General features: G+C 65.2%; 12 protein-coding genes and 1 pseudogene. 3 read left to right on the top strand and 10 right to left on the bottom strand.

Features of this window, described 5'->3' with window-relative positions; all coding sequences use genetic code 11:
• Window positions 1–97: 97 nt before the first annotated feature.
• The 5 genes and pseudogenes from OC550_RS11335 to OC550_RS11355 form a co-directional block, all read right to left on the bottom strand.
• Window positions 98–283: pseudogene (locus OC550_RS11335) on the bottom strand (deferrochelatase/peroxidase EfeB); the annotation flags it as partial.
• A 35-nt stretch (window positions 284–318) separates the two neighbouring features.
• Window positions 319–1,002: a histidine phosphatase family protein gene (locus OC550_RS11340; RefSeq protein WP_262105876.1), complete on the bottom strand. Its 684-nt coding sequence runs from the start codon at window positions 1,000–1,002 to the stop codon at window positions 319–321.
• Between the two features lie 13 nt (window positions 1,003–1,015).
• Window positions 1,016–1,885, bottom strand: coding sequence for a zinc metalloprotease HtpX (gene htpX / locus OC550_RS11345; protein ID WP_262105877.1), 870 nt, complete (start codon window positions 1,883–1,885; stop codon window positions 1,016–1,018).
• Between the two features lie 108 nt (window positions 1,886–1,993).
• The gene (locus OC550_RS11350) at window positions 1,994–3,274 is read right to left on the bottom strand and encodes an MFS transporter (protein ID WP_262105878.1); all 1,281 of its coding nucleotides are present in this window, start codon (window positions 3,272–3,274) and stop codon (window positions 1,994–1,996) included.
• 18 nt (window positions 3,275–3,292) lie between these two features.
• Window positions 3,293–4,471: an alpha/beta fold hydrolase gene (locus OC550_RS11355; protein WP_262105879.1), complete on the bottom strand. Its 1,179-nt coding sequence runs from the start codon at window positions 4,469–4,471 to the stop codon at window positions 3,293–3,295.
• Window positions 4,472–4,798: 327 nt separating this feature from the next.
• Between OC550_RS11355 and OC550_RS11360 the strand changes: the two genes are divergently transcribed.
• Together OC550_RS11360 and OC550_RS11365 are read left to right on the top strand one after the other, a co-directional pair.
• Entirely contained in the window at window positions 4,799–5,257 is a 459-nt protein-coding gene (locus OC550_RS11360; protein ID WP_262105880.1) for a Fur family transcriptional regulator, read from the top strand.
• 4 nt (window positions 5,258–5,261) lie between these two features.
• Window positions 5,262–6,761: a catalase gene (locus OC550_RS11365; protein WP_262105881.1), complete on the top strand. Its 1,500-nt coding sequence runs from the start codon at window positions 5,262–5,264 to the stop codon at window positions 6,759–6,761.
• 118 nt (window positions 6,762–6,879) lie between these two features.
• Here the strand turns inward: OC550_RS11365 and OC550_RS11370 are convergent, their stop codons facing one another.
• Both OC550_RS11370 and OC550_RS11375 read right to left on the bottom strand, forming a co-directional pair.
• A complete protein-coding gene (locus OC550_RS11370; protein WP_262106326.1) occupies window positions 6,880–7,212 on the bottom strand; it encodes an ankyrin repeat domain-containing protein in 333 nt (110 codons plus the stop codon).
• A 118-nt stretch (window positions 7,213–7,330) separates the two neighbouring features.
• The gene (locus tag OC550_RS11375) at window positions 7,331–8,917 is read right to left on the bottom strand and encodes an amino acid permease (RefSeq protein ID WP_262105882.1); all 1,587 of its coding nucleotides are present in this window, start codon (window positions 8,915–8,917) and stop codon (window positions 7,331–7,333) included.
• 209 nt (window positions 8,918–9,126) lie between these two features.
• Between OC550_RS11375 and OC550_RS11380 the strand changes: the two genes are divergently transcribed.
• Window positions 9,127–9,369 (top strand): hypothetical protein, encoded by a 243-nt coding sequence (locus OC550_RS11380; protein WP_262105883.1) that lies wholly within the window; start codon window positions 9,127–9,129, stop codon window positions 9,367–9,369.
• Between the two features lie 35 nt (window positions 9,370–9,404).
• Here OC550_RS11380 and OC550_RS11385 read toward each other — a convergent pair whose 3' ends face one another.
• The 3 genes from OC550_RS11385 to OC550_RS11395 all read right to left on the bottom strand — a co-directional run bounded on the left by OC550_RS11385 (window position 9,405) and on the right by OC550_RS11395 (window position 12,431).
• A complete protein-coding gene (locus OC550_RS11385) occupies window positions 9,405–10,823 on the bottom strand; it encodes an FAD-dependent oxidoreductase (protein ID WP_262105884.1) in 1,419 nt (472 codons plus the stop codon).
• Window positions 10,824–11,021: 198 nt separating this feature from the next.
• The gene (locus OC550_RS11390) at window positions 11,022–11,504 is read right to left on the bottom strand and encodes a hypothetical protein (protein ID WP_262105885.1); all 483 of its coding nucleotides are present in this window, start codon (window positions 11,502–11,504) and stop codon (window positions 11,022–11,024) included.
• Between the two features lie 24 nt (window positions 11,505–11,528).
• On the bottom strand, window positions 11,529–12,431 hold the full coding sequence (locus OC550_RS11395; RefSeq protein WP_262105886.1) for a hypothetical protein: 903 nt from the start codon (window positions 12,429–12,431) through the stop codon (window positions 11,529–11,531).
• Window positions 12,432–12,456: the final 25 nt, after the last annotated feature.

The raw sequence follows: 12,456 nt of genomic DNA on the forward strand, positions 1-12,456 counted from the left end.
TGCGCATCACTACCGCGAGCATGAACAAGCACTGTTCGCCTACGTCATCAGTATCCAGGACGATCGCCACCTTCTCGAGGCATAGCGTTGTTCCGGCTCAGGCAGCGGCGAAGAGCCCCTGCCCCAGCCAGCCGCCCGGCTCAATCCCGGGCGGGATGGCGAACAAACCCGCCCCGGTATGCCTGAGGTACTCGGCCAGTGCATCGTTCTTGGCCATCGCCGCCTGCATGGGCACGAAATGTGTCCGCGGATCCGTCACGAAGGCGATGAAGAACAGCCCGGCGCGCCATACGCCCAAGCGGGCTACGTAGCGTGGATCTAGCGGCCGCCGTCCGGTTCCATGACCGCGGCTGCGGAATCACCGGCGGGCCCATCGGCCTGGAAGTCCTCGACAGCCGGACCGCCCACGGCCTCACCCATCCAGGTCACGGCTTCCCACTCGCTGCCCGATCCTTCTAGCACAACGACGCCGGTGTTGCTGAGGATGTTGCGGGCGGCAAACTCCGCATCGAGGTTCTTCGCGCGGGCGCCTGCCCAGCTGCGGATCATCGCCCCGTGGCTGAAGAGGGCCACCGTTCCCAGTCCCTCGGCTTCCGCCTCGGCGACTACGTCGTCGAACCGGCCGAACGTTTCAAAGCCGTCCGGTCCGCCGGGCATTCTCCGGTCCAGCTCCCCGGCCGTCCAGGCGAAAACAGTGCGCAGATAGACGGCGATCGATTCGCCATCGCCAAGCATTTCGTACTCCCCGGCGGAGATCTCCCGCAGCCCGTCCCGGATTCCAACATCCAGGCGCATGGACCCAGCCAGCGGCGAAGCAGTCAGCTGCGTCCTGATCGCCGTCGAGGCATACAGCGCCTCGATCGGTTCCTCCGCGAGGGCCACCGGCAGCGCGCGGGCCTGCTCATGGCCCAGTCGGGTCAGCTCCGGCCCGGGAACGGCGGTGTCCAGCAGGCCCTTGATGTTGGACGGCGTCTGGCCGTGGCGGATCAACAGCAGCCTCATACGCCCTGCCCCGTCAGGAGCCGAGCGGACGGCCGGCCATCCGCTCCAGCCGAGCCACCCGGTCGTCCATCGGCGGGTGCGTGCTGAACAGCTTGCCGATTCCGCCGCCCTTGAACGGGTTGGCGATCATCAGGTGGCTGGTATTGACCAGCTTCTGGTCCTGCGGCAGCGGAGCCGCCTGGGTGCCCACCTGCAGCTTGCGCAGCGCCGAGGCCAAGGCCAGCGGATCCTCCGTGAGCTGGGCGCCGTCCTCGTCCGCGTCGTACTCCCGCGTCCGGCTGATCGACATCTGGATCAGCGCGGCGGCGATCGGGGCGAGCAGCGACATCGCCAGCAGCGCGATCGGGTTCGCATTGCGGTCCCGGCCGCCGAAGAACAACATGAATTGAGCGACCGAGGTGATCACACCGGCGACGGCGGCGGCAACGGAGGAGGTCAGGATGTCGCGGTTGTAGACGTGCATCAGTTCGTGGCCGAGGACGCCGCGCAGCTCGCGTTCGGTGAGCAGCCGCAGGATTCCCTCGGTGCAGCAGACCGCAGCGTTCTGCGGGTTCCGCCCGGTGGCAAACGCGTTGGGAGCCTGCGTCGGCGAGACATAGAGCCGCGGCATCGGCTGATTGGCACGCGTGGAGAGCTCGCGGACGATCCGGTACATTTCGGGCGCCTGCTGCTCCGTCACCGGGTAGGCATGCATCGCCCGGATCGCCAGCTTGTCGCTGTTCCAGTAGCTGTAGGCCGTCGTCCCCAGACCGATCAGCGCCATGATCCAGATCCAGCTGCTGCTGCCCGTGCCGCTGGCCAGCAGGCCCCCGATCCCGAGCAGGATGGCGAACAGCACGCCGAACAGGACGGCGGTCTTCAAACCGTTGAAATGATGATGCACCGCTGCAAGTCTCCTTCTGCGAACGACCGGCCGGCCGCCGTCGTGCTTTCCGCTCCCGCGATGGGACCGGACACTTCCTATAACGCGCTGACTTGGCCTACTGTTCCATCACGGTTCCGGATGGCGGTCATCGTAGCCGGCAAAACGCGGCTGCCAGCGGTGCAGCAGCCAGACCGCCAGCACGCAGGCCAGGCCGCCCGCGAGCGCTGCCATCCCCTCGCCGAGCCACTGGCCGTTGCCGCCGGCCACGGCGTCGCCCAGCCGCGGACCACCCGCGACCACCACGATGAAGATCCCCTGGAGCCGCCCGCGCATGGCGTCCGGCGTCGCGGATTGCAGAATGGTGTTGCGGAAGACTCCGCTGACCGTGTCCGCCGCGCCGGCGGCCATTAGGGCGGCCGCCGCAGGCAGCAGCCAGGGGCTTACCGTTCCGCCCGGCGGCGGACCGTCGTTCCCGGCCAGTACGACGACAGCGCCAAAGACCGCGACGGCGGTTCCCCACAGTGCCACGCACCACAGCACGGCCAGTCCCTGCCGGCGCACGTGGCCTAAAGGGCCGGAAAACAGCGCTGCCAGGAAGGCACCGGCGGCAACCGCGGCGAGCAGGATGCCCGCCGTCGCCTCCCCTCCCCCGAGCACGACGGCCCCAACGGCCGGCATCAGCGCGCGTGGCTGGGCCAGCACCATCGCGGCCAGGTCCACCAGGAACGTCATCCGGATATTCGGCCTGGTGCGCAGGAACTGCAGGCCTTCCAGGACCGACCGGAGGCCGGCCCTGTGTACGTCCCCCTCGGGAGGCAGCGGCGGCAGGCGGAACAGCGCCCACATCGCCGCCGTGAACGTCAAGACGTCGATGGTGTAAGTCCAGCCGAAGCCCACGTTCGCCACGAGGACGCCGGCCAGGAGCGGGCCCAGCGTCATGCCCAGGCCGAAGGTCATCATGTTCAAGGCGTTGGCCGCCGGCAGCATCTGCCGCTTGACCAACCGGGGGATGATCGCGTTGCGGGCCGGCTGGTTGACGCCGGCGGCGGCGGAGTGGATGGCGATGAGCACATACAGCAACCAGACCTGCCCCAGCCCGGACCACGCATGGAAGGCGAAGAGGCCGGCGCAGGCCCAGAGCACCAGCCCCGAATACAGTGCCACCTTGCGGCGGTCGTGGGCGTCCACGATGGCTCCGCCATAGAGCCCGGCGAGCACCAGCGGGACCAGCCCGACGACGCCGATCGCGCCGACCGCCAGGGTGGATCGGGTGAGGTCGTAGACTTCCAGGCTAACGGCGACCAAAGTCAGCTGGGCGCCGACCGAGGACAGCGACGTGCCGGTCCATAACCGCCGGAAATCCGGGCTCACCTTCAGCGGCGTGGTGTCGGCGAGGAGTCTCGGCATGAGCAGAGTCTAGTTCGCTTAGGCACCTTTCCTTGGCAGCCGGTCCCTAATGATCTGCAGCGGGTGAGGATCGGCGATGACACGGAAATGCCCGTAGTTCTCGAGCACGATGTTCTCGGCATCGGCCAGATGGCTCCCGCCCGGGATATGGGGATCGAACTTACTGAATACCGAGGTGATGCGGGGGTGGGCCGCCCGCTTCCTGGCCAGCGCAAGCAGCGCAGGATTCCGAGGGGCGAAGGCCCGGATGCTTGGGGCCAGGAAAAACCGGGCGTAGTGCGACCCGGAGAAGGGCGTATTGACAGCAACCATATGCCGGATCCTGGCCGCCGATGCGGGCAGCGTCATCAGGTGCTTGCCGATCAATCCGCCCTTGCTGTGCGCCACAATGGTCACGTTCGAGATCTCGGCCGCCTCCAGGTAGGCAGTTACCAGCGCGGCCATTTTGGCCACCGTTCCCCGGTTGTATCCAAGAGTCCGCACAACGTGGACCGGGTGGCCGTCTGCATGCAAAGCGTCAGCGATCGGCTTGAGGAACTGCCAGTTTTCGTATACTCCCGGGAGCAGCAGTACGGGAGCATCGACACGCTCTCCGGCCTCCAGGTAGGGCCGAGGATCATGCCGGAACAGGAAGCCATGGGTCTGCCAGTAGGCCACATAAGCGTAGTCCAGCACCCAGCCCCATGCCCGGCCGGCGATTGCCCGAAGCGCTGTCCCCGATGTGCTCAACATGCCCGCTCCGCGACCTCGTGGCAGTAAGCTGCGACCGTTTCCGGACGGCGGAACATTCGTGCGTGGCTCGCCCTCAATCTCGACAGAAAGACCCCTCGGTGCAGCAGCAGCCAGTTCTGCCGCCCAATCGCGCGGCACGATGGAATCGCGTCCTCCTCGGAGAATCAGTGTGGGGACTTGGATCACGGGCATTACGTCCTCAAGATGGTGCCGCAGCAGTTCCTGCAGGGTTCGGAAGTGCCAGCGCGGGCCGGACCGAAAGTAGTCGCTCAGGACGATCCAAACCAGGTGCGGAGGCTCGCGCGCCGCAATTTCCGCAACGATCTGCGCACCCATGGAGTGCCCGATCAGCACCGCTGATTCCACGCCGATCCGGGATAGGGCTTCGCGGACCAATGCTGCAAACTGCGCAATGGCTACCTGTTCCTGCGGAGACCGCGCCTCTCCGAAACCAGGCAATTCCACGTATGTACAGTTCCCACTTTAGCAAGTGCTTCGGCCAGGGGCCCAAAGTAGCGTGGGGAAACGCCTATGCCGGGCACCAGCACATAGGACTGGGCACCCTTCCCCCGGGTCATGATCCTCAACTCGCAGCCGCAGATATCGATGCTTAATTGCCGGATGTTGTCCATCTCGTCGGCTCCGCTCTTCGTGAAGGAAATGGTAGACCAAAGCGTCATCGGTCGGCCAAGCCCGGGAGGGTGCGGCGCACCACCGCTCCCCCGGCCGATTCGTGACGGGGGTCAAAAATCTTTTCTGGACTCAGTCCAAAAAAACTGACATGATCGTTTCATGGTCGACATGAGGAAGCCGGAGGACTTGCTGCGCTCAGCGATGCTGCGCGTGACCCGTCCGCGTACTGCAGTGCTGGAGGCAGTCCGCGCGCACCCTCATGCCGATGCCGACACCATCACCGGGGTGGTGCGGGACGAACTCGGCACGGTGTCCAAGCAGGCCGTGTACGACGTGCTCGCCGCACTGACCGACGCCAGGCTGGTGCGCCGGATCGAACCCTCGGGTTCGCCGGCCCGCTATGAGGCCAGGGTCGGCGACAACCACCACCACGTGGTGTGCCGGATTTGCGGCGCAATCGAAGATGTCGATTGCGCCGTGGGCGCAGCGCCGTGCCTTACGGCGGCCGATGACCACGGTTTCGAGATTGACGAGGCCGAGGTCACTTACTGGGGCACATGCCCGGCCTGCGCCGCCAAGCAGGACCGTCATATGGAAGATCCGACAAGGAGCGAATAACTAGATGGCTGATAACACCAAGCCGCTGACAACCGTTGCGGGCGCACCCGTAGCGGACAACCAGGACAGCCTGACCGCCGGGCCGCGCGGCCCCATGCTGCTCCAGGACGTCTGGTTCCTGGAGAAGATGGCGCACTTCGACCGCGAGGTCATCCCCGAGCGCCGCATGCACGCCAAGGGTTCGGGTGCCTTCGGTACCTTTACGGTGACCCACGACATCACGAAGTACAGCTCCGCGAAGATCTTCTCCGAGGTCGGCAAGAAGACCGAGATGTTCGCCCGTTTCTCCACCGTTGCCGGCGAGCGCGGAGCGGCCGACGCCGAGCGCGACATCCGCGGTTTCGCCCTGAGGTTCTACACCGAAGAGGGCAACTGGGACGTTGTCGGCAACAACACGCCGGTCTTCTTCTTCCGCGATCCGCTGAAGTTCCCCGACCTCAACCACGCGGTCAAGCGCGACCCGCGCACCAACCTGCGCAGCGCCGAGAACAACTGGGACTTCTGGACCAACCTGCCCGAGGCCCTGCACCAGGTCACCATCGTCATGTCGGACCGCGGCATCCCGGCCTCGTACCGCCACATGCACGGCTTCGGTTCGCACACCTACAGCTTCATCAACGACGCCGGTGAGCGCTACTGGGTGAAGTTCCACTTCCGCACCCAGCAGGGCATCAAGAACCTGGACGATGCCGAGGCGGCCAAGCTGGTCGGCGAGGACCGCGAGTCGCACCAGCGCGATCTCTTCGATTCGATCGAAAACGGCGACTTCCCCAAGTGGACTCTGTTCGTGCAGATCATGCCCGAGGCCGAGGCCGAGACCTACAAGTACCACCCGTTCGACCTCACGAAGGTCTGGTCGAAGAAGGACTACCCGCTGATCGAGGTCGGCGAGTTCGAGCTCAACCGCAATCCGGAGAACTACTTCGCCGATGTCGAGCAGGCTGCCTTCACCCCGGCGAACGTGGTTCCGGGCATCAGCTTCTCGCCCGACCGCATGCTGCAGGGCCGCCTGTTCTCCTATGGCGACGCCGCCCGCTACCGCCTGGGCGTCAACCACCACCAGATCCCGGTGAACTACCCGCGCGGCGCCCAGCTCGTCAACTCCTTCCACCGCGACGGTGCCATGCGCGTCGACGGCAACCAGGGCGCGACTCCGGGCATCAACCCGAACTCCTATGGCCGCTGGCAGGAACAGCCGGCTTACCGCGACCCGGCCCAGGCAGTGGGGGCCGTGGCCGACCGGTTCAACTACCGCGAGGACGACGACAACTACTTCGAGCAGCCCGGCATCCTCTTCCGCGAGAAGATGACCGAGGAGCAGCGCCAGGTGCTGTTCGAGAACACCGCCCGCGCCATCGACGGGGCCTCGCAGGCCACCATCGAGCGCCACATCGCCAACTGCACGAAGGCCGACCCGGCCTACGGCGAAGGCGTGCGCAAGGCGATCGAGGCCCTCCAGGCCGGCAAGATCTCCCCGGTTGATGTAAACACCGACTCCGCCTAACCCCGGAGCCACGACTGCCCGGGACCGGCCATCACGGCCGGTTCCGGGCAGTTTTTTATTTGCTTCCTGGCCGCCTCTCTATCGACCCGGGCGGTTTGCACCGGCACCGATCGGTTCATTACTGGCCGAGCAGGTGCTCCCGGCCGAACATCCTGGCCGCGTCGCGCGCGCTCGGAGTGCCCGCGTCCACATCCGCCCCGGCTGCGAGCAGCCTGGCCACCACAGCATCCTCGCCCTTGAAAAGCGCCCCGGCGATCGGCGACTGGTCGCGGGCATTGCGGATGTCGGGGTCGGCCCCGCGCTCCAGCAGCATCGCAACGGCCTCTTCATGTCCGTGGTAGGCGGCCAGCATCAGCAGCGTGTTGCGGCTCGCGTCGGCCACGTCGATGGGGAGGCCGTGGTCGAGGAACTCGGCCAGCTCGGCACTCTTCCCTTCCCTGGCCAGGTCCATGGCGAGTTCGATAATCCTCTTGGTCTGTTCATCGTTCAACGGCTCATTGTTGGTCACAGGTCCAGCGTAGGCGAAGCCCCTCGGCGCCGGCGTCATGCTGCCGGTCGGGCCGAAGGCACTACGGCTCCGGGTGGTCCCCGTGTTCCTTCCGCAGCCGCACCCGCTCCTCGTGTTCCCGGCGGTGCTGTTCGTGTTCCACCCGGTGGTGCTCCTCCCGCTCGTGTTCGAGCGGGATGAGCTCCGGATGGTTCAGGCGCGAATGCGACCGGCCGTACAGGAAGTAGACCGCCAGCCCGATCGCCAGCCAGATGGCGAATCGCACCCACGTGAGCGTCGTCAGGTTGAGCATCAGCCAGAAGCACAGTACCGCCGACAGGATGGGGACGACTGGCGACAGCGGAACCCGAAAGGCGCGCGGCAGGTCCGGGCGCCTCTTCCGCAGGACGACGATGCCGATACTCACGAGCACAAAGGCCGACAGCGTGCCGATGTTGATCATCTCTTCGAGGACGTCCACATTGGTGAAACCGGCCACGAGGGCCACCGCAGCACCGGCGATGACCTGCACCCTGGCAGGGGTTTTCTGGTGCTCAGTGGTATGGCTCAGCCAGCGTGGCAGCAGGCCGTCCCGGCTCATGGCGAATACGACCCGGGCCAGCCCCAGCAACAGCACCATGATGACGGTGGTGAGGCCGATCAGGATGCCGATCGAGATCACCTGCGCGGCCCAGTCCGCCCCGACATTGATGAAAGCAGTAGCCAGGGACGCCTCGTCCGCTTCCGCCAGCTCCTGGTAGGAAACCATGCCGGTAAGCGCCAGGGTGACCAGGATGTACAGCACGGTCACGATCGCCAGGCCGCCGAAGATGCCCCGCGGCAGGGTCTTCTGCGGGTTCCGCACCTCTTCTGCGCTGGTGGCAACGACGTCGAACCCGATAAAGGCGAAGAACACCAACGCCGCGCCCGCCAGGATGCCCAGGACCCCGTACTGCTGCGGTTCAGCCCCGCTGAGGAAAGAAAACAGGGACTGGCTCCACACGTCGCCCCCGGTGCCCGAGGTCGGGACCGGTTCCGGCACGAACGGCGTGTAGTTTTCCGTCCGCACGTATAGGAAGCCGACAACGATGACAAACAGGACGATAGCGATTTTGATCAGCGTGAAGACGTTGTTCACCCGGGCCGACAGCTCGGTGCCCAGCACCAGCAGCGTGGTGAAGATGGCCACGATCAGCAGCGGGCCCCACGTCAGTTCCAGGCCGAACACGCTGACGGTGGTCGGGATATTGATGTCGAAGAGCATGAACACATTGCTGAGGTAGATCCCCCAGTACTTGGCAATGACCGCGCCCGCCGTAAACAGCTCCAAGATCAGGTCCCAGCCGATGATCCAAGCCAACAGCTCGCCCAAGGTCGCATACGTATACGTGTACGCGCTGCCGGCCACCGGGATGGTCGAGGCAAATTCGGCATAGCACATGATCGCCAGGGCGCAGGTGATCGCGGCCAGCACGAAGGACAGGGTCACGGCCGGCCCGGCATAACTGCCCGCAGCTTTCGCCCCGACGGAGAAGATACCGGCACCCACGGCAACCGCGACGCCCAGGATCATCAGATCGAAGGTGCTCAGCGTGCGTTTGAGCTGATGCCCCGGCTCATCCGCATCCGCCATGGACTGCTCAATCGATTTGATCCGGAAGAGGCTCATAGCACAAGTATTCTCGCGTTGCCCCGCACTGGGTACCCTCAGTTAGGACTATTCCGCCGAGGTCTGCGACAGTCCCTCGAAAGCCCACCGGCGTGTCCTGCGTATTGTCACGAAAACTCCAAGTTCCGGCCCCCATACTGGAAATCAGGACCGGAGCTTCGGGCCGGTCCAAGCCGGAAACGGTTCCACGTTCAACGAGGGCGGGCACAGTGGATACCAAGCGGTCGCTGCTGCAATGGTGCAGCGCGAAATTATGGGGAAGACCGGACATCGTGCCGGCCGCACGGGACGTTCCGGCGCGCCGGAATGTCCTTGGCGAGGATGAGTCGGACCAGCTGATCAGCAGCCTGCGCTCGGCCTACCCGGGCGCCCGGATCAGCAGCGTTGACGGGTACAAGGTGCGCCTCGAGCTCCCCAGCGGGGACGTGCTGCGCTTCTACGTCAACGCGTAACCCGGCCCGGCCGGACAACCGGGCCGGGATCGCGTTCAGGGGCGGGAAATCCTGACCATGTCCTCTCGCGGCACAACCTTGACCCGCTCGCGCTTAACTTCCGGCTCGCCGTCGTCCGTTGCAACATACGTGGCGCCCAGCTGGCGCTCATGCTCATCCAGCTTGAGCCAGCCTTCCCAGGTGGTGTACTCGACCCCGCGCTCCTCGAGCAGCGTGATAATGGCATCCTCGCCGGGGTTCTTGGCCGCAGGCAGGTCCAGCCGGTCCTCGAGCAGGAATCCGATGGTCTCCAGGGCATCGCCCTTGGTGTGGCCGATCAGGCCGACCGGACCGCGCTTGATCCAGCCGGTGGCGTAGATTCCGGGGACCGGGTTGCCCTCGGTGTCGATGACCCGGCCGCCCTCGTTCGGGATCACGCCGCGGCGCTCGTCGAAGCCCACCTCCGGCAGCTCCGAGCCGAAGTAGCCGATGGCCCGGTAGACGGCCTGGACCGGGTACTCGACGAACTCGCCGGTGCCGCGCACGTTGCCGGTGCCGTCCAGCTCGTTGCGCTCGAACTTGATTGCTGCGACCCTGCCGGCACCGTCGCCGCTGCCCTCGAGGATCTCCACCGGGGTGTGCAGGAAGTGCAGGTGCAGCCGGCGCGACGCTCCGGTGTCCTGCTCCTCGACCAACCAGTTCGTCAGCGTGTTGACCATGGTCTTGGTCTGGTTGTTGGAACGGATCTGCTCGTCCGAACCCTCGTCGAAGTCGAAGTCCTCCGGGTAGAGCACGATGTCCACGTCGCGCGAGTGGGACAGTTCGCGCAGCTCCAGCGGCGTGAACTTGACCTGCGCAGGGCCGCGGCGGCCGAACACGTGCACGTCCGTGACCGGGGAATTCTTCAGTCCGCGGTAGACGTTTTCGGGAATCTCGGTGGTCAGCAGGTCATCTGCGTGCTTCGAGAGGACGCGTGCGACGTCGAGGGCAACGTTCCCGTTTCCGATCACCGCGATTTCCTTCGCCTCGAGCGGCCACTCGCGGGAGACGTCGGGGTGTCCGTCGTACCAGGACACGAAATCCGCGGCTCCGAAGGAGCCCTCGAGGTCGATGCCCGGGATGTCCAGCGCGGCGTCCTTGATGGCGCCGGTCGCGAAGATGATCGCGTCGTAGAAGTCCCGGAAGTCCTTCAGCGTCAGGTCCCGGCCGTAGTTGACGTTGCCGAGGAAGCGGATGTCGCCGCGGTCCAGCACCTTGTGCAGAGCGGTGACGATGCCCTTGATCCGGGGGTGGTCCGGGGCGACGCCGTAACGGATCAGGCCGTAGGGCGCCGGGTACTGGTCGAACAGGTCGATGCTGACCTCGAAGTCGCGCTCGGCCTTGGTCAGGATGTCGGCAGCATAGACGCCTGCAGGGCCGGCTCCGATGATGGCCACCCGCAGGGGGCGCTGGCGGTCTGCGGCTGGATTAGACACTGATCGTCCTTCTCTCGGGGAATCCTGCTGCTCAATAGAGCACAGTTTCCTATTCTAAATGCCCGCGCCGCCTGCGTCCTAAAGCAGTGGCCGACGCCTCACAGCCGCTGGTCCGAGCCTTCGGCGTCCGCCCTAATGGAAATCCTCACGCTCAGAACACGTACCGGTATCCGGCCGATACATTGCCTCCTTGAGCTCCTAGCGTCCTGCTTCGCCCGAGCTCTTCTTCCTGCGTCTATCCAGGAGGTCGATAACCTTCGACTCTTTGACGTCTTTGAGGGCGCTCAGAGGAATTTCGGCTTCCGTCCAGGAGGGGCCTTGCACCGTTAGACGTACGCCCTGGGCACGCGCCATCTGCTCGTACGGTTGGACCTCACTGATGTCGAGATAGCCATAAGCGTTGCCGTCCCGATCGACTCCCTTGATCCCCAACTGCAGGTCCTGCCAGCGGGCCGTCGCAGTGACAGCGACCCACGACTCCAGCTCAGCGACCGGTACATCGAGGAGGAATCGCCGTCCGCGGTCAACATCCCGCGGCATCTCCCGCCAGTCACCGGCGGGCGGCTCCTGGGCGAAGACCTGCAGTGTCACCGCCTCACCGCTGGCCTTGCCGACTTCATATTCTTTGCCGTTCCACACCGCATATTCTCCGGTGCTCCGGACGCCTTCAGATATGTCCATTGGACCTCCTACGTTTGAACGCGTTCAGCGTTCCGGACCGCTGCCATCGGGAAACCCAGGGACCCGAGCCTGGAGGAACCGCAGGTCCTCCACGTCTTGCTGATTGACAACAGCCCAGTACACGCCGGCGTCGGACTTGTTGAGTCCAAGGCGCTCGGCGTCCGCCGCCTTGTGCCCGGTATAGAAGAGCCGGAGCACAACCCCGTGGTCATCCGTGGACGCATCGGCCACGTGGAAGGGCTGGCCCCTCCACATGCAGGTGCCGGTCAAGTGGTAAATGTCCGAGACGCTTTCAGCCTGAACGATCCGTGACCACAACCCCCGCGGCGTGGCGCCGAATCCCGGGATCCCCTCCGGCTGGATCGCCGATGCCAAGATGACCTCGTCTTGGCCAGGCTTCCGATCCACTACGAACCGGAGGCCCTCCCAAACCGCATTCCATCCATTGAACATCGACGGGACACGTTGCGGCCGCTGAGCCGGAACATCACCTTCGACGGCCAGCCACCCCGTGGCAACATCTACATAGACGGCCAGCAGCCGTTCCGGCCGCCCTGAAGCTACGCGCCACATCTCCGTACCAGGAGGCAATCGCACCTCGTCCAGAAAATACAGAGGAAGCACGGTATCGCCGCTGTGTGCAAAACCGCTTCCGTTGAACGGCGCATGGTCTTCGAATTCGGGTGCGACCGCATCGTGGACATAGTCGGCGGGAACACCTCCGAAGCGGATCACATCGAGATGTTGTGCGTCCCGCTTCCAAGGCGACCCTTCAAAGCCAAGGCCGTGCGCATCGTACAGACCTTCGGGTGTTGCCAGAGCAGCAGCATCGGCGGCTTTGAGGACATACCCGGAGACGCGGTCATGACCGTGGTCCAAGTATTCAGCAACCTGGCCGCCGAAAAGGGCCTTCTGGAAAATTGTCATTGCTTCCCCGGGCAACTGGTCAGCC

The sequence above is a fragment of the Arthrobacter sp. Marseille-P9274 genome, assembly GCF_946892675.1.
Classification (GTDB): Bacteria; Actinomycetota; Actinomycetes; order Actinomycetales; family Micrococcaceae; genus Crystallibacter.

Bases quoted from the DNA above. Each gene is read 5' to 3' on its own strand.
- OC550_RS11340 (WP_262105876.1), bottom strand. From the start codon at position 1,002: ATGAGGCTGCTGTTGATCCGCCACGGCCAGACGCCGTCCAACATCAAG.
- OC550_RS11350 (WP_262105878.1), bottom strand. From the start codon at position 3,274: ATGCCGAGACTCCTCGCCGACACCACGCCGCTGAAGGTGAGCCCGGAT.
- OC550_RS11360 (WP_262105880.1), top strand. From the start codon at position 4,799: ATGGTCGACATGAGGAAGCCGGAGGACTTGCTGCGCTCAGCGATGCTG.
- OC550_RS11365 (WP_262105881.1), top strand. From the start codon at position 5,262: ATGGCTGATAACACCAAGCCGCTGACAACCGTTGCGGGCGCACCCGTA.
- OC550_RS11370 (WP_262106326.1), bottom strand. From the start codon at position 7,212: ATGGACCTGGCCAGGGAAGGGAAGAGTGCCGAGCTGGCCGAGTTCCTC.
- OC550_RS11375 (WP_262105882.1), bottom strand. From the start codon at position 8,917: ATGAGCCTCTTCCGGATCAAATCGATTGAGCAGTCCATGGCGGATGCG.
- OC550_RS11390 (WP_262105885.1), bottom strand. From the start codon at position 11,504: ATGGACATATCTGAAGGCGTCCGGAGCACCGGAGAATATGCGGTGTGG.
- OC550_RS11395 (WP_262105886.1), bottom strand. From the start codon at position 12,431: ATGACAATTTTCCAGAAGGCCCTTTTCGGCGGCCAGGTTGCTGAATAC.